At 64.0% G+C, this 17,871-nt stretch carries 19 protein-coding genes; 16 read left to right on the top strand and 3 right to left on the bottom strand.

The window, feature by feature from the left end; all coding sequences use genetic code 11:
* The first annotated feature begins 57 nt into the window (after nucleotides 1-57).
* From folK to recO, 12 genes are all read left to right on the top strand, one after another.
* Nucleotides 58-624, top strand: coding sequence for a 2-amino-4-hydroxy-6-hydroxymethyldihydropteridine diphosphokinase (gene folK / locus V6N07_RS13510; protein WP_371156859.1), 567 nt, complete (start codon nucleotides 58-60; stop codon nucleotides 622-624).
* 95 nt (nucleotides 625-719) lie between these two features.
* Nucleotides 720-1,073: a DNA-directed RNA polymerase subunit omega gene (rpoZ, locus tag V6N07_RS13505; protein WP_220747205.1), complete on the top strand. Its 354-nt coding sequence runs from the start codon at nucleotides 720-722 to the stop codon at nucleotides 1,071-1,073.
* Nucleotides 1,074-1,100: 27 nt separating this feature from the next.
* On the top strand, nucleotides 1,101-3,248 hold the full coding sequence (locus V6N07_RS13500; RefSeq protein ID WP_371157221.1) for a bifunctional (p)ppGpp synthetase/guanosine-3',5'-bis(diphosphate) 3'-pyrophosphohydrolase: 2,148 nt from the start codon (nucleotides 1,101-1,103) through the stop codon (nucleotides 3,246-3,248).
* Nucleotides 3,249-3,288: 40 nt separating this feature from the next.
* Nucleotides 3,289-3,981 carry a DUF2062 domain-containing protein gene (locus tag V6N07_RS13495; protein ID WP_371156858.1) on the top strand — a complete coding sequence of 231 codons (693 nt, stop codon included), beginning with the start codon at nucleotides 3,289-3,291 and terminating at the stop codon, nucleotides 3,979-3,981.
* 161 nt (nucleotides 3,982-4,142) lie between these two features.
* Complete coding sequence (locus V6N07_RS13490) at nucleotides 4,143-4,889, top strand: pyridoxine 5'-phosphate synthase (RefSeq protein WP_371156857.1); 747 nt, start codon at nucleotides 4,143-4,145, stop codon at nucleotides 4,887-4,889.
* Nucleotides 4,890-4,896: 7 nt separating this feature from the next.
* Complete coding sequence (gene acpS, locus V6N07_RS13485) at nucleotides 4,897-5,328, top strand: holo-ACP synthase (RefSeq protein WP_371156856.1); 432 nt, start codon at nucleotides 4,897-4,899, stop codon at nucleotides 5,326-5,328.
* A gap of 70 nt (nucleotides 5,329-5,398) precedes the next feature.
* Nucleotides 5,399-6,184: a signal peptidase I gene (gene lepB / locus V6N07_RS13480; RefSeq protein WP_371156855.1), complete on the top strand. Its 786-nt coding sequence runs from the start codon at nucleotides 5,399-5,401 to the stop codon at nucleotides 6,182-6,184.
* Nucleotides 6,181-7,065 (top strand): signal peptidase I, encoded by an 885-nt coding sequence (gene lepB, locus V6N07_RS13475; protein ID WP_371156854.1) that lies wholly within the window; start codon nucleotides 6,181-6,183, stop codon nucleotides 7,063-7,065. The genes lepB (V6N07_RS13480) and lepB (V6N07_RS13475) overlap by 4 nt, the downstream gene beginning before the upstream one ends.
* Nucleotides 7,062-7,745 (top strand): ribonuclease III, encoded by a 684-nt coding sequence (gene rnc / locus V6N07_RS13470; protein ID WP_371156853.1) that lies wholly within the window; start codon nucleotides 7,062-7,064, stop codon nucleotides 7,743-7,745. The genes lepB (V6N07_RS13475) and rnc overlap by 4 nt, the downstream gene beginning before the upstream one ends.
* Nucleotides 7,738-8,655: a GTPase Era gene (gene era, locus V6N07_RS13465; protein WP_371156852.1), complete on the top strand. Its 918-nt coding sequence runs from the start codon at nucleotides 7,738-7,740 to the stop codon at nucleotides 8,653-8,655. Before rnc ends, era begins: the two co-directional genes overlap by 8 nt.
* 81 nt (nucleotides 8,656-8,736) lie before the next feature.
* Nucleotides 8,737-9,066: a DUF1491 family protein gene (locus V6N07_RS13460; RefSeq protein ID WP_371156851.1), complete on the top strand. Its 330-nt coding sequence runs from the start codon at nucleotides 8,737-8,739 to the stop codon at nucleotides 9,064-9,066.
* 16 nt (nucleotides 9,067-9,082) lie between these two features.
* Nucleotides 9,083-9,829 carry a DNA repair protein RecO gene (gene recO / locus V6N07_RS13455; protein ID WP_371157219.1) on the top strand — a complete coding sequence of 249 codons (747 nt, stop codon included), beginning with the start codon at nucleotides 9,083-9,085 and terminating at the stop codon, nucleotides 9,827-9,829.
* Between the two features lie 57 nt (nucleotides 9,830-9,886).
* Here recO and V6N07_RS13450 read toward each other — a convergent pair whose 3' ends face one another.
* The gene (locus tag V6N07_RS13450; protein ID WP_371156850.1) at nucleotides 9,887-11,584 is read right to left on the bottom strand and encodes an acyl-CoA dehydrogenase family protein; all 1,698 of its coding nucleotides are present in this window, start codon (nucleotides 11,582-11,584) and stop codon (nucleotides 9,887-9,889) included.
* 134 nt (nucleotides 11,585-11,718) lie between these two features.
* Between V6N07_RS13450 and V6N07_RS13445 the strand changes: the two genes are divergently transcribed.
* Nucleotides 11,719-12,477 (top strand): sulfite exporter TauE/SafE family protein, encoded by a 759-nt coding sequence (locus V6N07_RS13445; protein WP_371156849.1) that lies wholly within the window; start codon nucleotides 11,719-11,721, stop codon nucleotides 12,475-12,477.
* Nucleotides 12,478-12,483: 6 nt separating this feature from the next.
* Here V6N07_RS13445 and V6N07_RS13440 read toward each other — a convergent pair whose 3' ends face one another.
* Both V6N07_RS13440 and V6N07_RS13435 read right to left on the bottom strand, forming a co-directional pair.
* Nucleotides 12,484-13,014, bottom strand: coding sequence for a DUF3859 domain-containing protein (locus V6N07_RS13440; protein ID WP_371156848.1), 531 nt, complete (start codon nucleotides 13,012-13,014; stop codon nucleotides 12,484-12,486).
* Complete coding sequence (locus tag V6N07_RS13435) at nucleotides 12,999-14,597, bottom strand: phosphoenolpyruvate carboxykinase (RefSeq protein ID WP_371157217.1); 1,599 nt, start codon at nucleotides 14,595-14,597, stop codon at nucleotides 12,999-13,001. Before V6N07_RS13435 ends, V6N07_RS13440 begins: the two co-directional genes overlap by 16 nt.
* Before the next feature lie 325 nt (nucleotides 14,598-14,922).
* Here V6N07_RS13435 and V6N07_RS13430 point away from each other — a divergent pair, with 325 nt between their 5' ends.
* Genes V6N07_RS13430 through V6N07_RS13420 form a run of 3 tightly spaced genes read left to right on the top strand, consistent with a single transcriptional unit; the run spans nucleotide 14,923 to nucleotide 17,852 of the window.
* Nucleotides 14,923-15,624 (top strand): response regulator transcription factor, encoded by a 702-nt coding sequence (locus V6N07_RS13430; RefSeq protein ID WP_371156847.1) that lies wholly within the window; start codon nucleotides 14,923-14,925, stop codon nucleotides 15,622-15,624.
* Between the two features lie 9 nt (nucleotides 15,625-15,633).
* Nucleotides 15,634-17,370, top strand: a complete 1,737-nt coding sequence (locus tag V6N07_RS13425; RefSeq protein WP_371156846.1) for a sensor N-terminal transmembrane domain-containing protein — start codon at nucleotides 15,634-15,636, stop codon at nucleotides 17,368-17,370.
* Complete coding sequence (locus tag V6N07_RS13420; protein WP_371157216.1) at nucleotides 17,286-17,852, top strand: HPr kinase/phosphorylase; 567 nt, start codon at nucleotides 17,286-17,288, stop codon at nucleotides 17,850-17,852. The genes V6N07_RS13425 and V6N07_RS13420 overlap by 85 nt, the downstream gene beginning before the upstream one ends.
* Nucleotides 17,853-17,871: the final 19 nt, after the last annotated feature.

The following is a 17,871-nucleotide window of genomic DNA, read 5'->3' as shown; positions in this document are numbered from 1 at the left end:
CGGCGGTATGTAATGGCTTTCACCCAACGCGCAATATCTATGGGGCGATCTCTCACGATGACTTTACACCTCATTGCGCTGGGCGCAAATTCCGGCGCCACACGTGCCGCCAATGCGCGCAAGGTTGCCCGCGCCGCTTGCGCGCTGCGGGCGGTTTTCGGCCCGTCGGTCCGGGTATCTGCCCTCTATGCCACGCCCGCATGGCCGCCCGGTATCGGGCCGGAGTTCGTCAACGCGGCCGCCTGTGTGTCGTCGCATCTGTCGCCGAAGGCGGTGCTGACGCGTCTTCATCGGATCGAGGCACGGTTCGGCCGCACGCGGTCCGTTCGGTGGGGGGCGCGTGTTCTGGATCTGGACCTGATCGGCTCCGACGGATTGGTCCGCCCGGATGGTCCGACCGTGCGTGGCTGGATGCACCTTGCAGAAACGGCGCAGGGGATCAGCGCACCGGATCATCTGGTTCTGCCACATCCGCGCGTTCAGGACCGCGGTTTCGTCCTGATCCCCATGGCGGATGTCGCACCCGGCTGGCGACACCCGATCACGGGGCGCAGTATCGGCGCGATGGCGGCGGGTCTTTCGGTTGCTGCACGGCGGGGCATCCGGCGGTTGCATCCGATCTGACCGAGTTTTGCCGACACATGTTCGGAGGGGTTGTCAAGCCTTCCGAGCGGGTCTAGATACGCGCTTCCTGTTTTTCCATGCCCGAGGTGCGTGCCATGGCCCGTGTGACCGTAGAAGACTGCGTCGACAAGGTTCCCAACCGGTTTGAACTGGTGATGCTGGCCGCCCACCGGGCGCGCGAGATCGCGACCGGCTCTCCGATCACCGTGGACCGTGACAACGACAAGAACCCGGTCGTCGCCCTGCGTGAGATCGCCGACGAGACCCAGCAGGCCGACGACCTGCGCGAGCGTCTGATCGAGTCGAACCAGACGCAGATCGAGGTCGACGAGCCCGAAGAGGATTCGATGGCCCTGTTGATGGGTGTCGAAAAGGACGCGCCCGCACAGGACGACATGTCCGAAGAAAAGCTGCTGCGTGCCCTCATGGAGGCGCAGGTCCAGAAGTAAGGGGCCACGCCTATGCCGCAGACCGCCATGATCGAGGTTGATGACCTGATCGCGCTCGTGCGGGCCTACAACCCTCGTTGCGATGAGGCCCTGATCCGCGCCGCCTACGCCTACGGCGCGGAGATGCACGCGGGACAGACCCGCCGCTCGGGTGAAGCGTATTTCACCCATCCCGTCGCCGTTGCCGGCCTGTTGACCGAGCAGCGGCTGGACGACGCCACGATCATCACCGCATTGCTGCACGATACGATTGAGGACACCCGGTCCACCTATGGTGAGGTGGCCGAACGGTTCGGCAAGGATATTGCCGAGATGGTCAATGGTGTCACGAAGCTGACCAACCTCGAACTGACCTCCTCGGAGACCAAGCAGGCCGAGAATTTTCGCAAGCTGTTCATGGCCATGTCCAAGGACATGCGCGTGATCCTCGTCAAGTTGAGCGATCGGCTGCACAACATGCGCACGATCAAGCACATGGCCGATCACAAGCAGGCGCAGAAGGCCCGCGAGACGATGGAAATCTATGCCCCGCTGGCCGGGCGCATGGGGATGCAGTGGATGCGCGAGGAGTTGGAGGATCTGGCCTTTGCTGTCCTCAACCCCGAGGCGCGCAATTCCATCCTGCGTCGTTTCGTGACCCTGCGCCATGAATCCGGGGATGTCCTGAAGCGGATCAGCGACGATTTCGTCAAGGAACTGGACGCCGCCGGCCTGTCGGCCGAAGTGTTCGGTCGCGCAAAGCGCCCGTTCTCCGTCTGGCGCAAGATGGAGGAGAAGAAGGTCGGGTTCTCCCGCCTGTCCGACATCTACGGGTTCCGCGTCATCGCAGCGTCCGAGGGCGACTGCTACCGCGCGCTGGGGGTCATCCACCAGCGGTGGAAATCGATTCCCGGCCGTTTCAAGGATTACATCAGCCAGCCGAAATCGAACGGCTACCGCTCGATCCACACGACCGTGTCCGGGCGCGACGGCAAGCGGGTGGAGGTGCAGATCCGCACGCAGGAAATGCACGAGGTGGCCGAGCGCGGCGTCGCGGCGCATTGGTCGTATCGTGATGGTGTGCGGGCCGAGAACCGCTTTGCCGTGGATCCGGCGGCGTGGCTTCAATCGATGACCGATCGCTTCGAGGAAGCCTCCGACCACGCGGAGTTCATGGAGGCGGTCAAGCTGGAGATGTACACCGACCAGGTGTTCTGCTTCACGCCCAAGGGCGAGGTGATCAAGCTGCCCAAGGGGGCGACGCCGATCGATTTCGCCTATGCCGTGCACACCCGTGTGGGGCACCGGACAGTCGGCGCGCGGGTCGATGGCATGCGCGTGCCCCTGTGGACGCGTCTGCGGAACGGTCAATCGGTCGAGATCGTCACCGCCGAGGGACAAACCCCCCAGGCCACCTGGATCGACATCGCGACGACGGGACGGGCCAAATCGGCGATCCGTCGCGCCATGAAGGCCGAAAGGCGCACCGGGCACGTGCGTCTGGGCCGGGAACTGGCGCGGGCGTCCTTTGCGCAGGTTGGCAAGAAGGCAACCGACAAGGCGCTGGAGGCCGCGGCCCGGGTGCACGGGTTCGACGACTCAGAGGCGCTGCTGGCCGCGATCGGTGCGGCGCAGATCAGCGGGCGCACGGTGGTCGACGGTCTGTATCCGGAACTGGCGATGGCGCGCCCCGCCCCCGACGTGGAGCCCGAATCCGCGATCGTCGGCCTTGACCCCAAGGCCCATTACGAACGGGCGCCCTGTTGCCAACCGGTTCCGGGTGAACGGATCGTCGGGATCACGCATCGCGGCCACGGTGTCGACGTGCACGCGATCGACTGTCCGCGCATGATCGAGTTCGAGGATCAGGCGGATCGCTGGGTCGACCTGTCCTGGCATCCCGGTCACCACGCGGCCTGCAATGCCGTGACGGTCGAGATGACGATATCGAACTCGCCCGGTGTCCTCGGGCGGATCTGCACATTGATTGCCGAGCAGAACGCCAATATCTCGGACCTTGCGTTCAAGGACCGGAAACCGGACTTCTTCCGGGTGCACGTGGACGTCGAGGTGCGCGATGACGAGCATCTCTATTCGGTGATGATGGCCATTGGTGCCGACAGCGACGTGGTCCAGATCGACCGCGTCCGAGGGCGCGTCTCGCACGTGCCGGAGGATGGCAAGACCCTCGCCTGACCATGGGCCGTGCGGGGCGTGAACCGGAGAAGGATGCCAGGTGTTCAAGCGCCGCGACAGATTGCCGATCTGGCAGACCATGCTGCGGGCGCTTTGGCCGCAGGGGGGCTGGGGGCGTGCCGCGATCTACGTCAAGCACCGCCTGCGGCGTCTGCCGGATACACCGCGCAAGATCAGCCGTGGCATCATGGCCGGTGTCTTCACGACGTTCACCCCGTTCTACGGCCTGCATTTCTTCGTCGCCGCCGGCGTGGCCTGGCTGGTGCGCGGCAATGTCATGGCGGCGCTGCTCGGCACGTTCTTCGGCAATCCGTTGACCTATGTGCCGATCGGCGTCGTGTCGTTGAACCTCGGTCACTGGGTTCTGGGGACCGAAATGACCGGTGAGGTCGACGAGGGCATCTTCCACAAGTTCTTTCGCACCGCGCAGGACGTTTTCTGGAACAGTTGGAACGCCTTGACCGGGAAACCGGTGGATTGGACGGCGACGGCAATCTTCTGGAACGACGTGTTCCTGCCGTGGCTCGTCGGTGGGGTGGTGCCCGGCATCTTTACCGGACTTGCGGCCTATACGATCAGCCTGCCCCTGATCGAGGCGTATCAGCGGCGGCGCCGGGGCGTCATCAAGAAGAAGCTCGATGCGATCCGTGCCCGCGCTGCCGAAAAGGCGGCGGCAAAGGGACCGGCCAAACCCGTGTCCAAGGTGCCGCAGCGCAAGGATGGCACCGCCTGATCATGGGCCGCGCTGAAGGGCGCCTCGCGTCTTCCCGCTGAATATCCGCGCATTGGATGCGGCGCCGGTTCGTCGCACCCCCGCTTCGGTCGTCGCCGGGGCTGGAGGCGTCAGGCAGGACGGGCTAGGACAAGGGCGACGGCAAACGGGAAGGACACGCCATGGACCGGCTTCGCCTCGGCATAAACATCGATCATGTGGCTACCCTGCGGAATGCCCGGGGTGGGGCCACGCCCGACCCGGTGCGTGCGGCCCTGATGGCGGAAGCCGCCGGCGCGGACGGGATCACCGCGCACCTGCGTGAGGATCGGCGCCATATTCGCGACGCCGACATGGGTGCAATCAACGAGGCCATCGGCATCCCCCTGAATTTCGAGATGGCGGCAACCGAGGAGATGGCGCGCATCGCCCTTGCCACGCGCCCGCATGCCGTCTGTCTTGTTCCGGAAAAGCGAGAGGAACGCACAACCGAGGGGGGACTGGAGGTGGCGGGCGATGCCAATCGGCTGACGCGATATATCGCGCCGCTTGCCGATGCGGGTGCGCGTGTCTCCCTGTTCGTCGCTGCCGACCCCCGTCAGATCGACGCCTCGGCGCGCGTCGGGGCGGCCGTCGTCGAACTGCACACCGGGGCCTATTGCCATGCCGTCGACGAGGGGCGCCACGAGGACGCGGCGGCAGAGTTGGAGCGCATCATCGCCGCCGCGGCACAGGCCGCCGATCTGGGTCTGGAGGTGCACGCCGGACACGGTCTCAGCTATGACAGCGTCACGCCGATTGCGGCAATTCCGCAGGTCGCGGAGCTGAACATCGGTCATTTCATGATCGGCGAGGCGGTGTTTCGCGGCCTCGAAGGGGCGATCGCGGAAATGCGCCGCCTGATGGACATCGCACGGGACGCCGGGTGACCCTGCCATGATCCTCGGTGTCGGAACGGACCTTGCCAACATCGACCGGATCGCAGGCGTCCTCGACCGTTTCGGCGACCGGTTCCGCAACCGCGTGTTCACCGAGCGCGAGCAGCGCAAGGCCGTCTATCGGTCCAAGACCGAAGCAGGCGAGGCGTCGACCTATGCCAAACGATGGGCCGCGAAGGAGGCATGCTCCAAGGCGTTGGGCACGGGGCTGCGCATGGGAATCGCGTGGCGCGACATGGCAGTCACCAACCTGCCGACCGGGCAACCGGTAATGGCGGTCACCGGCTGGGCCGCGGACCGTCTTGCCCAGATGACACCGGCGGGGCATATCGCGACGATCCACGTGTCCCTGACGGACGATCACCCATGGGCGCAGGCTTTCGTGGTCATCGAGGCGACCCCCACCCCTTCGGTCGACGGCGCCGACTGAGGTGTGGCGCACCGGTTGACAGGCGTCGGGGCAGGGGGCAGTGGAAGCAAACGAAAAAAGGCACATCGGCATGGCATCGAGCACAGAGAAAAAGGACGGGCCGCTGGAAACCGTCAAGACGGTTTTTTGGGCGCTGCTGATCGCAGGGGTCTTTCGCACCCTTTTCTTTCAGCCGTTCTGGATCCCGTCCGGGTCGATGAAGGATACCCTTCTGATCGGTGACTTCCTGTTCGTGAACAAGATGGCCTACGGGTATTCCCGGCATTCCTGCCCGTTCTCGATGTGCCCCGTTTCCGGCCGTATCCTCGGGTCCGAGCCTGAGCGCGGTGACGTCATCGTGTTCCGGCATCCGGTGACGAGCGACGATTTCATCAAGCGTCTCATTGGTTTGCCCGGTGACACCGTGCAGATGCGGGACGGTCGGCTGTTCCTGAACGGCACCGCGGTCGATGTCGAGGTGACGGAACCCTTCGTCGAGATCATGGAGCCACAGGGGCCGCAACGCATCCTGCCCCGCTGCGCCAATGCCCCTGTGGGCGAGGGTGGCGAATGCATCAAGGAGCGGAGCATCGAGACCCTGCCCAATGGCGTGTCCCACTCGGTCCTGAACATCGGCAACTTCCGGACGGATACGACGCCGGTCTACACCGTGCCCGAAGGCCAGTACTTCTTCATGGGGGACAATCGCGACAATTCCTCCGACAGCCGCGTGCCGCGGTCCATCGGCGGCGTCGGCTTCGTCCCTTACGAAAATTTGATCGGCCGCGCCGACCGGGTCATCTTTTCGTCTGCCGGATCGCGGATGCTGTTCTTCTGGACGTGGCGCCTTGACCGCTTCTTCGAGGAGATCGTGTGACACTCCGGTTCGGGCTGGCAGGCACGAGCGGACGCGGTCCGCTGCTTGGCTGGACACTGGCGTTTCAGGTCGCGGCCGTGGCTTTGGTTGCGTGGGGGCCCCTCGACAAGGCGGGCCCTTTCCTGCGCCTGCTGGCCTATGGGCTTTTCGGGTTCATCTTCGTTGCCTGGATCGGTGCGGTCGTGCGACGCCTGCACGACCTTGGACGCAGTGGATGGTTCGCGGTGCTGTTCCCGCTTCCGATCATCGGTCTCGGGCTTCTGATCTGGGCGATCCTCGCATCGCCGCGCCCGCTCGATCCTGCCCGCTTTGCCCCGGCCCCGCGCTATGTGGTGGGTGCGGCATTTCTCGTGCTTCTTGCGCTGGTCCTTGCGTCGCGCGGCCTGTGGGTGCCGCATCGGGTGATGGCAACCCACATGGCGCCGACGTTGAATCGTGGCCAGATGATCCTGTCGGTCGAGGCAGGTCTGGGAAGTCTGAAGGCCGGGGACCTGATCTCCTTCGCGCTGCGCGACCGCTCGGCAGGGATGCAGGTCGGTCGCGTCATCGCGGTGGAAGGACAGACCTTTGCCCTTCGGCAAGGCCTGCCGATCATAGATGGCGTCGCGGCCCAACAGGCCCCGTGCCCCGACGTGTCCGATGGCTGTCTGGTCGAAACCCTGCCCAACGGAATGTCGCATCGTATCATGGGGGGGCAGGATGGTCTGCTGTCCGACATGGAGCAGATCCGCGTTCCTGTTGGCGCCGTCTACATCATGGGCGATAATCGCGATACGGCCGACCCGCGTGGGATGGCAAGCGAAACCGGCGCCCGTGGCCTTTTGCCCCTGTCGGCAATCACCGGCCGCGTGATGCCCCTGCCATTTGGGAGGCAGTCTTGAAGCTGTCCCGTGATCTTGCCGCCTTTCAGGGCCGCATCGGCTATGCGTTCACCAAGCCTGACTTGCTGATTCAGGCGATGACCCACGGTTCGCTCGCGTCCGGGACGCGACCGGACAACCAGCGATTGGAATTTCTGGGCGACCGGGTTCTGGGCCTCGTGATGGCCGAAGCCCTGATGGCCGACGATGCGCGCGCCTCCGAAGGGCAGCTGGCCCCGCGGTTCAATGCCCTTGTCCGCAAGGAGGCCTGCGCAGACGTCGCGCGTCAGATCGACCTCGGTTCCGTTCTCAAGCTCGGGAAATCCGAACAGGTGACCGGCGGGCGGCGCAAGATCGCCCTGCTTGGTGACGGGATGGAGGCGTTGATCGCGGCGGTATATCTGGACGCGGGCCTCGATCAGGCGCGGTCCATGATTTTGCGCCTCTGGGGTGATCGGCTGGCGCGGGTGGATGAAGATGCCCGTGATGCCAAGACGACCTTGCAGGAATGGGCACAGGCCCGCGGCATGCCCCCACCATCCTACACGATCGAGGACCGGTCCGGACCGGATCACGCACCGGTATTCTGCATCGCCGTCCGGTTGTCGGATGGGCGCGAAGCACTGGGCCGCGCAACCGCGAAACGCGTGGCCGAACAGGCGGCGGCCAAGGCGCTGCTCGAAAAGGTAAGCAATGACTGACCCAATGACCCGTGCCGGGTTTGTCGCCCTGATCGGCGAACCGAATGCCGGCAAATCGACCCTGCTGAACCACGTGGTCGGCGCCAAGGTTTCAATCGTGACCCACAAGGTCCAGACGACGCGGGCCCGCATTCGCGGAATCGCGCAGGAAGGTACCTCGCAACTGGTCTTTGTCGATACGCCCGGCCTGTTTCGTCCGAAGCGCCGGCTCGACCGGGCCATGGTGGCGGCGGCCTGGACAGGTGCCGCCGATGCGGATGTCATCGTTCTCCTGATCGAGGCGACGCGGGGCCTGACCGAAGGGGTGGAGGCGATCCTGTCAGCACTGGAGGAGCGTGAGACCGCGCAACCCGTCTTGCTAGCCATCAACAAGATCGACCGGGTTCAGGCAGACAGCCTGCTGGCGATGACGCAGAAGATGAACGAGCGTTATCCCTTTGCCGCGACCTTCATGATCAGCGCGGAAAAGGGGCATGGTGTCGATGCCCTGCGCGCCGATCTGGCCGCCCGCGTGCCGGAAGGTCCGTGGCTATACCCCGAAGACCAGATCGCGGATGCCCCGCTGCGGGATATCGCCGCTGAAATCACGCGCGAAAAGCTGACGCTGCGTTTGCATCAGGAGCTGCCTTATCAGCTGACGGTCGAGACCGAGAAATGGGAAGACCGCCCCGATGGATCGGCGCGGATCGATCAGGTGATCTATGTCGTCCGCGACGGGCACAAGGGCATCGTCCTTGGCAAGAAGGGCGAGACGACGAAGGCCGTCGGACAGGCCGCCCGCGCCGAGCTGGAGGCTTTCCTCGGGCACCGGGTTCACCTGTTCCTGCAGGTCAAGGTCCGTCCCGGTTGGCTGGATGAGGCAGAGCGCTTCGATGCCATCGGTCTCGATTTCAAGGATGGCAATGAGTGATCCGGGTCAGGTTCGGATGAATCCCATGCCCCTTCGATCAGGGGTGGGGGGCAGGCTTCGCGCCGCCGCCGGTTGCCGGAAATGACGCGTCTGACGGCGTCCTTCTGGGTCTCTGCCTATCGCAAGCGTCTGGACTTGCATGGTATTCCCTGCATGGTCACACGCCACGGCGATGACACGTCCGGGTCGGTCCTGGTCAAGCTGAACACGCTGGATGGTCAGGCGCAGGTGTTTCAACGCAGTTTCGACCTGATGACCGGTGACCGCACATGGGTGGTGCTGACGTCCGGTGATGACCGCGACTGTGACGCGGCCTGTCAGCGACAGGCCGGGTACGACCCGGACCTGTGGGTGCTGGAGGTCGAGGATCGGCATGGGCGCCATCTGCTGGATGAGGACGGCCTCACGTGACCGCCTTGGCGCCATGATCGACTGGCGCGATGCGGGTGTCATCATCGGTGTCCGCCCCCACGGGGAAACAGCCGTGATCCTCGAAGTCTTCACGCGCGCGCATGGGCGTCATCTTGGCGTCGTTCATGGGGGGCGATCCCGCAAGAAGGCGCCGATGCTGCAACCGGGCAATCAGGTCGATGTCGTGTGGCGCGCCCGGCTTGAAAGCCATCTTGGCACATATTCGGTAGAGCCGCTGCGCAGTCGCGCGGGGGATGTCCTGTCCGATCCGCTGCGCCTGTCCGCGTTGACCTCGGTCTGTGCGCTTGCGGCCTTCGTCCTGCCCGAGCGGGAGGCCGTTCCCGCATTCCAGGCCCAGACGGAGTCGCTTTGCGATGCGCTGGCGGATGGGGCCGGTTGGCTGCGCGACTATGTCTTCTGGGAAATGGCGCTCTTGGCGGAAGCGGGGCTGACGCTGGATCTGAGCGCCTGCGCAGGGGGCGGGGGGGCGAACGACCTTGCCTTTGTGTCGCCGCGAACCGGGCGCGCCGTCAGTCGGGCGGCGGCAGGCGATTGGGCCGATCGCCTGTTACCCTTGCCCACCATGTTGCTGGGCGGCCCAGCGACACTGGATGATGTGCTGCTGTCGCTACGGGTCACGGGCCACTTTCTGCACCACCACCTTGCGCCGACATTGGGTGCGCGCCCGGTTCCGCCGGCACGCGCACGCCTGATTGCCGCCCTGACCCGCGCGGCAGGAGGACCACCGACGCAGGAGGGGTGAGACGGGCCTTCCACGCGGTGCGTGCAAGGCGTTGCGGCCGCGGAAACCTGTCTGACGTCACCCCAGAAGGCGACGCGCAATCACCTGTGCCTGTATTTCCGCCGCACCTTCGAAGATGTTCAGAATACGGGCGTCACACAGGATGCGGCTGATGGGATATTCCAGGGCGAAGCCATTGCCGCCATGGATCTGCAGTCCATTGTCGGCAGAGGACCAGGCCACGCGGGCGCCGAGCAGTTTTGCCATACCCGCCTCGACGTCGCAGCGGCGGTCGTTGTCCTTTTCCGCGGCGGAATAGTAGGTCAGCTGCCGCGCAACCATGATCTCGACGGCCATCAGGGCCAGCTTGTTCGAGACGCGTGGGAACTCGATCAGGGCCTTGCCGAACTGCTTGCGCGTCTCGGCGTAGGACAGTGCCTCATCCAGCGCGGCCTGTGCGACACCGATGGCGCGCGCGGCCGTCTGGATGCGCGCGGATTCGAAGGTCTGCATCAACTGCTTGAAGCCCTGACCTTCGTCACCCCCCAGAAGGTTTTCCCCCTTCACGATGAAGTCGTCGAAATTGACGGTGTATTCCTTCATGCCGCGATAGCCGAGGACCTCGATCTCACCGCCGGAGATGCCCGGATCCTGCCAGGGCGCCTCATCCGTGCCGGGCGTCTTTTCCGCAAGGAACATCGAAAGGCCCCTGTAGTCGTCCGTCTCCGGAACCGTACGGGCCAGAACGGTCATCACATGGGTTCGCGCCGCGTGTGTGATCCACGTCTTGTTGCCGTTCAGGACCCAGTCGCCCGCGTCGTTCCGGACGCCCCTGGTGCGCAGCGCGCCAAGGTCCGAGCCCGTATTGGGTTCGGTGAAGACGGCCGTTGGCAATGTCTCACCGCTGGCCAGGCGCGGCAGCCATTTGTCCTTCTGTTCCCGGGTGCCCCCGCACAGGATCAACTCGGCGGCGATCTCGGAGCGGGTGCCAAGGCTGCCGACGCCGATGTAGCCGCGCGACAGTTCCTCCGACACGACGCACATCGCGGCCTTTGGCATGCCGAGGCCGCCGAACTCCTCCGGAATCGTCAGGCCGAAGACGCCCATTTCGGCCATCTCGTCGATGACTTCCATCGGGATCAATTCGTCCTTCAGGTGCCATTCATGGGCGTGCGGGGCGACCTTGTCGGTGGACCAGCGGCGGAACTGATCGCGCACCATCTCCAACTCTTCATCAAGGCCGGTGGCGCCGAACGTGGCGTTTGCCGTCTGCTCCCGCATCAGGGCAACAAGGCGGCTGCGCGCGGCCTGCGTGTTTCCGCCGCTGCACAGTGCCATGACCTCGGCGCACATCATCTCCAGTTGGGCATCCTGATCCAGACCGATATCCTGGGGGCGCAGGATTTCCGTCTGGCTCATGGGAATGCCGCCATAGACCTGCCAGAGGTATTCCCCGAAGGCGATCTGATGGATCAATGCCTCCATTTCCCCGAAACGCCCTTCGCTGTGCAGACGTTCGGCCCAATGCTGCATCTGCGACAAGGCCTGGCCATAGGTCGCCAGCCACGCGAACCCGTGCGCGGCAGTCTGCTCGGCCTCGATCCGGGCACCTGATACGCGGCCATCGACCGTGACTTTCTCGGACAGGGCGGTTTTGGCCTTGGCAACAACGGCATCGACCGCTGCGACGGCGGCGGCGGTCAACCTCAGCAGATCGGGCAGAACGATGCCAGCGGCGGTTTCGGCGGTCGGCATGGCCTGTCCATCATGGGGCATGTGCGGCTCCTGTCAGTCGGGTCTGTCTTTGCGGTTGCAGCGTAATATAATTCCAAAAAAATCCCCCGACAAGGGAATTAAATGACCTTGCGGATGCGCTGGTCCAGACTGGCAGAGGGGCGTAGAGAAATGCCATGGAACAACTGACCCTTCTCGCCTGGGCGCTGGCCCTCGGTATCGCATTCTTCGCCGGTCTCGTGAAAGGATCGGTGGGCTTTGCGCTTCCCCTGATCATGATATCCGGTCTGTCAAGCTTTCTGGATCCGCGTCTTTCGCTTGCCGGCATCCTCATTTCCGTACTTGCAACAAATGGTTGGCAGGTAACGCGACAGGGTTGGGTGCCCGCGAAAGAGGCCGCGACCCTGCATTGGCGCTACCTCGTGACGGTGATGATCGCGATTTTCCTCGCGGCGCAGGTGGTGACCGCCATTCCACGGCAATGGTTCTATTTCATCCTTGGTGTTCCTGTTGTCGGCCTGTCGCTGATCCAGTTGACGGGCGTGCGTCTGACCATTCCGCCAGAGCGTCGTATCGCCGCAGAATGGGGCATCGGGACGATTTCGGGGATCCTCGGGGGGCTGGCCGGAACATGGGGGCCGACGACCGTCCTGTACCTTCTGGCGATCGAGACACCGAAGGCCCGCCAAATGGTCGTGCAGGGGGTGATCTATGGCTGCGGGTCGATCGTGCTTGTCCTTGCGCATCTGCGGTCCGGCATTCTCAACAGCGATACCGTCTGGTTCTCGGCTGCGCTGCTGCCGGCTGCGTTGCTTGGCATGAGTGTCGGCTTTCGCCTGCAGGATCGGATGGATCAGGACCTGTTCAAGAAGGTGACTCTGGTGGTGCTCGTGGTTGCCGGCATCAACCTGCTGCGCAAGGGGATGATGGGCTGATCCCCGTCACGACATGAACTGGAAACACGCGGCCTCCACGGGGCCGCGACCACCGTCCTCGGTCACCTCGAACGCGACCTCGACGACGGTGTCGCCCTCGATCTCGATCGCGAATGCCCAAGGGCCGGATACCTTTTCATAGTCGTGTTCGAACGTGAAAAGGTTCAGGTTCGTATCGCCCGGCCACATCGTGTCGGACCATTCCTGACGCGTGATGCCACGGTCGCCCATTGGTGGATGCGTGACGACGATGGTCACGGGTTGCAGGGGCGCACCGGGCTTGAGTGTCGTGCGAAACCCGAAGCTGAGATTGGTCATCGTCGGGACGGTGCGGGCGCCGAGGTCGAACCCGAGACCCTGCTCGATCCGGCGGATCACACCTGCCTCTGTTCCTGGCGCATCGATCAACTCCCCGGAGGAGATGCGCGGACAGATGATCCCCGCCTCCAGAAGGCGGACCTGAGCCATGAGAGGGCTGGAAGCGACCCCGCCCAGAAGGGCGAGGCCGAGGACAGATGGGGTCAGCCGATGGCGCAAGCTCGCACGTCCTCGTCGATGTGGTCGACATATTGTGCGAAATTATCCGAGAACATGTCCACAAGCTTTTGCGCCTGTGCATCGTAGGCCGTCTTGTCCGCCCATGTGCGACGCGGATCCAGCAGGACGTCGGGCACCCCCTCGCAGGATACGGGCACGTCGAAGCCGAAATTCGGGTCACGGCGGAACTCTCCCTGCGACAGCGATCCGTTCAGGGCCGCGGTCAGCAGGGCGCGGGTCGCGCGGATCGGCATCCGCGATCCGGTGCCATAGGCGCCACCGGTCCAGCCGGTGTTCACCAGCCAGCAATCGGACCCTTGGCTGGCGATCTTTGCCTGAAGCAGTTTGCCGTATACCTCCGGTCGGCGGGGCATGAACGGTGCGCCGAAACAGGTCGAGAAGGTCGGCTCCGGTTCGGTAACGCCCCGCTCGGTTCCCGCGACCTTGGACGTGAAGCCCGACAGGAAGTGATACATCGCCTGAGCCGGGGTCAGCCGGGCAATCGGGGGCAGGACGCCGAACGCATCACAGGTCAGCATGACGATGTTTTTCGGATGGCCGCCCAACCCGCTTTCGGATGCGTTCGAGATGTATTCCAGCGGGTAGGCGCAGCGCATGTTGGCCGTGATGCTGTCGTCCTCGAAGTCGAGCTCCAGCGTATCCGGGTCGAACACCATGTTCTCGATCACGGTGCCGAACCTGGTGGTCGTGTCGTAGATTTCCGGCTCTGCTTCCCGCGACAGGTTGATCGTCTTGGCGTAGCAGCCGCCCTCGAAGTTGAAGATCCCACGATCCGACCAGCCGTGCTCATCGTCCCCGATCAGGACGCGATCCGGGTCCGCTGACAGGGTCGTCTTGCCCGTCCCGGACAGGCCAAAGAACACCGCGGCGTCGGTCGGACGCCCCTTGGCATGGTTGGCCGAGCAATGCATCGGCATCACGCCCTTTTCGGGCAGGATGTAGTTCAGCAGGGTAAAGACGGATTTCTTGTTCTCGCCGGCGTATTCCGTGCCAGCGATCAGGATTTCCTTCGCCTCGATATTCATCGCGATGACGACATCGCTGCGACAGCCGTGTCGGGCGGGGTCGGCCTTGAACGTCGGACAGTTGATGACGGTGTATTCGGGGTCAAAGGTCGCAAGTTCCTGCGCGTCCGGGCGGCGCAGCATGTGGCGGATGAACAGCGAATGCCACGCCAGTTCGGTCACGACGCGCACGTCGAGCCGATGGCTGGGGTCCGCGCCACCGAACAGGTCCTGCACGAAATAGTCGCGCCCTTTCATGTGCGCCAGCATGTCCGCGCGCAGCACGTCATAGGACGCGGGCTCCATCGGGGCGTTGTTGTCCCACCAGATGGTGTCGACGGTGCCTGCCGATTTGACGACATGCTTGTCCTTCGGGGATCGCCCCGTGAACTTGCCCGTCGTCACGAGGAAAGCGCCACCCTTGCCGAGGGTGCCCTCGTTGCGGGACAGGGCCTCCTGGATGATGGCGGGTTCCAGCAGGTTGTAATAGACGCGGCCCAGTCCGGTGATGCCTTGGGCTTCGAGCGTCCGCTCGGGGTTCACGCGGGGGTTGGTCATGTCGGGCTCCTGCCAGATGTAGCCGATTTTCATTCGAGACGACGCATTCATGCTTGTCGTCTAGGTCGAAGAGTAACATCCTTACCGGCACAACGTCAGTATGCGTTAGCGCAACCATCCTCTTCTGTTTGCGTTATCATCGGTGATAGGACCTTGGTTTTCCAACGTCCGGACAGCCTTCGGCCTTAACGCCGCCTTAATTGCAGGACGGCCACAGTGCTGAATACGAATCACTTGATTCGCGATTTAAGTTGATTCTGTCGGCGATTTTCGGAGAGTTGGAAGAAAAATACGGCAGTACACAGGCAACTACGAGGACATGACTATGTCGCGCATCGCGCTCGTCGACGACGACAGGAACATCCTGACGTCCGTTTCCATGACTCTCGAGGCTGAAGGCTTCGAGGTTGAAACCTACAACGACGGCCAGTCCGCACTGGATGCTTTCAGCCGGCAACTGCCGGATCTGTGCGTGTCCGACATCAAGATGCCCCGCATGGATGGCATGGATTTGTTGCAGAGACTGCGCCAGAAATCCTCGGTTCCCGTCATCTTCCTCACGTCGAAGGACGATGAGATCGACGAGGTTCTGGGGCTGCGCATGGGGGCCGACGACTACGTCCGCAAACCGTTCAGTCAGCGGCTGCTGGTCGAACGTATCCGCGCCATCCTGCGTCGTCAGGAGGCGATCGCCTCGGATGAGACCGAAACACCCGAGGAAACGCAGGTCATGCAGCGCGGTGAGCTGACGATGGACCCGCTGCGTCACGCTGTGAAGTGGAAGGGCCGCGATGTCACCCTGACGGTCACCGAGTTCCTGCTGCTTCAGGCGCTTGCCCAGCGCCCCGGTTTCGTCAAATCCCGTGACCAGCTGATGGATGTGGCCTACGACGATCAGGTCTATGTCGACGACCGCACGATCGACAGCCACATCAAGCGGTTGCGCAAGAAGATGCGCACCACCGATCCGGAATTCTCGGCGATCGAGACGTTGTATGGTATCGGTTACCGGTACAACGAGGAATAGGTCGGTTCGATGGCGTCGGTGACCGACATGGATGTGCTGTCCGACGGCCCCAAGCGGGGCCGCGATGCACACCAGTCCGATGGTGAAGTCGTTCTGGGCGAAGACTGGGATCGGCCGGAGGGCACCGAGGCGGAACTCGCCTCGGCGCGCGAACGCCGTGGTCTTTTCTCGCTCGACCGGTCACCGCTGGCGCGCAAGATCATCCTGTTCAACCTGCTGGCAATCCTGTTGCTGGTGGCCGGTGTCCTGTTCCTGAACCCCTCGCACGACAGTCTGATCGTTCAGCGCGAGCAGGGCCTGGTCACCGAGGCTCGGCTCGTCGCCGACGTTCTGGAGGCATCGCTGCCGGTGAATGCCCCCGTCAGCTTTGCGGCAGGCGACGGGATCGACGTGCCGGAACTTTTGTCCGCGATCGATCTGCCGCGCGGCGTCGAGGTGCATGTCTTCGACACGAACGGCACCTTGGTCGCTCAGGCCATCGGGGACACCCAGGCGCAGGCCGTGCGCGGGATGAACACGCAGGTCCAGCAGACGACGATCATCACCAGCGTCCTCAATGCCTTCTGGGAGGGCGCCTCCGCGATCTTCACGCGCAGCAATGAGAATGCACCACGGCCGCTTGGCGTTGCGCAGGCCCTCGTGGCCACCAGCGCGCCGGGTGAGACGCAGATACGCGGCTACCTCGGTGAGGCGGGACAACTCTATACCGTGGCCACCCCGATCCAATCGGGCCAGACGCCGATCGGAACCATCGCGGTCACCACGCGGGCGGGCGAAATCGACGCGCTCGTTCGCGCGGAGAGAGAGCAACTGCTCCAGATGTTCGTGATCGCCCTGATGGTTTCGATCGGCCTGTCGCTGGTCCTTGCCTCGACGATTGCGAACCCCCTTTCCGACCTGTCTGCGGCCGCGGAACTTGGACGCGACAAGCATGCGCGCAAGATGTCACCGCAGCGTGTGCGCATCCCCGACCTGACCGCACGTCCGGATGAGATCGGGCGGCTTTCCGGTGCTTTGCGGGGCATGGTGGCGGCGCTGTACGACCGGATCGACAGCAACGAGCAATTCGCAGCGGACGTCGCGCATGAGATCAAGAACCCGCTGGCGTCCCTGCGGTCGGCCGTCGGCACGATGCGTCTTGCCAAGACGGACGAGCAACGCGGACGCCTTCTCGAGGTAATCGAACACGACGTGCGGCGCCTTGACCGTCTGGTCTCCGATATCTCCAATGCCTCGCGCCTCGACTCCGAATTGGTCAAGGAGGAGGAGGAGCCCTTCGACCTCGTCAAGATGATCACCAACCTGACCGTCTATCACGGCCAAGAGGCGGAGCTGGACGATATCGAATTCATCACCGACCTGCCGAAAGAGCCGATTGTCATCATGGGCCTCGAAGCGCGGTTGGCGCAGGTGTTCGTGAACCTGATCACCAACGCGTTGTCGTTCTGCGAGGAAGGCGATGCCGTGCGCGTCTGGATGCGCCGCCGCGACAACCGGGTCCTCGTCGTCGTGGAAGATACCGGGCCCGGCATTCCCGAGGCCGCGCTGACGAAGGTCTTCAATCGCTTCTACTCCGAACGTCCGGTGAAACAGTTCGGCAATCACTCCGGTCTTGGTCTCGCCATCTCCAAGCAGATCGTCGAGGCGCATGGTGGCGTCATCTGGGCCGAGAACATTCGCCCGACCGAGGTGGACATCACGTCCGAGCCGCTCGGCGCGCGTTTTGTCGTGGGCCTGCCGATCTGACGGGGCCGCAATCGATCTGTGCCCTGCACCCGGTTGGACATGGCATCCTGTCTGTCCACGGAACAGCCGTCGCAATTGCAGGGCAGGGCGTCCTGATCGTCGGCCCGTCCGGCGCGGGGAAAAGCGGGCTGGCTGCGCAGTTGATCGTTCAGGGGGGCGGCCTCGTCTGCGATGACATGGTCTACCTGCGGGATGCGGGCGAAACCCTCATGGCGTCCGCCCCGCCGAATGCGCCCTCCCTGCTGGAGCTGCGCGGCATCGGCCTTGTCCCCCAGCCATTGGTGCCGGCGGCGGCACTTGCTCTGGTCGTCTCCCTAACCGCATCGTCCACTCGACTACCACAAAGCGCGACGTTCGACGCCTTGGGGCACCGCTGTCCGCTTGTCCGTCACCCTTATCGGTTCGACCTAGCCGCGAAGGTTCTGCTGTGGCTCCGATCCCTTGAAAATGGTGCGATCGCGGACGGATCCCGAAGGGAATAGGCGCGACTACACATGGAAG

Source organism: Jannaschia sp. 2305UL9-9, from assembly GCF_041403465.1.
Taxonomy (GTDB): Bacteria; Pseudomonadota; Alphaproteobacteria; order Rhodobacterales; family Rhodobacteraceae; genus Jannaschia.
Note: the sequence above shows the minus strand (reverse complement) of the source record. Positions and strands in the feature narration are given on the sequence as shown.

Coding starts and splice junctions, on each gene's coding strand:
- folK (WP_371156859.1), top strand. CDS start 58: ATGACTTTACACCTCATTGCGCTGGGCGCAAATTCCGGCGCCACACGT.
- rpoZ (WP_220747205.1), top strand. CDS start 720: ATGGCCCGTGTGACCGTAGAAGACTGCGTCGACAAGGTTCCCAACCGG.
- V6N07_RS13500 (WP_371157221.1), top strand. CDS start 1,101: ATGATCGAGGTTGATGACCTGATCGCGCTCGTGCGGGCCTACAACCCT.
- V6N07_RS13490 (WP_371156857.1), top strand. CDS start 4,143: ATGGACCGGCTTCGCCTCGGCATAAACATCGATCATGTGGCTACCCTG.
- acpS (WP_371156856.1), top strand. CDS start 4,897: ATGATCCTCGGTGTCGGAACGGACCTTGCCAACATCGACCGGATCGCA.
- lepB (WP_371156855.1), top strand. CDS start 5,399: ATGGCATCGAGCACAGAGAAAAAGGACGGGCCGCTGGAAACCGTCAAG.
- era (WP_371156852.1), top strand. CDS start 7,738: ATGACTGACCCAATGACCCGTGCCGGGTTTGTCGCCCTGATCGGCGAA.
- V6N07_RS13460 (WP_371156851.1), top strand. CDS start 8,737: ATGACGCGTCTGACGGCGTCCTTCTGGGTCTCTGCCTATCGCAAGCGT.
- V6N07_RS13450 (WP_371156850.1), bottom strand. CDS start 11,584: ATGCCCCATGATGGACAGGCCATGCCGACCGCCGAAACCGCCGCTGGC.
- V6N07_RS13445 (WP_371156849.1), top strand. CDS start 11,719: ATGGAACAACTGACCCTTCTCGCCTGGGCGCTGGCCCTCGGTATCGCA.
- V6N07_RS13435 (WP_371157217.1), bottom strand. CDS start 14,597: ATGACCAACCCCCGCGTGAACCCCGAGCGGACGCTCGAAGCCCAAGGC.
- V6N07_RS13430 (WP_371156847.1), top strand. CDS start 14,923: ATGTCGCGCATCGCGCTCGTCGACGACGACAGGAACATCCTGACGTCC.
- V6N07_RS13425 (WP_371156846.1), top strand. CDS start 15,634: ATGGCGTCGGTGACCGACATGGATGTGCTGTCCGACGGCCCCAAGCGG.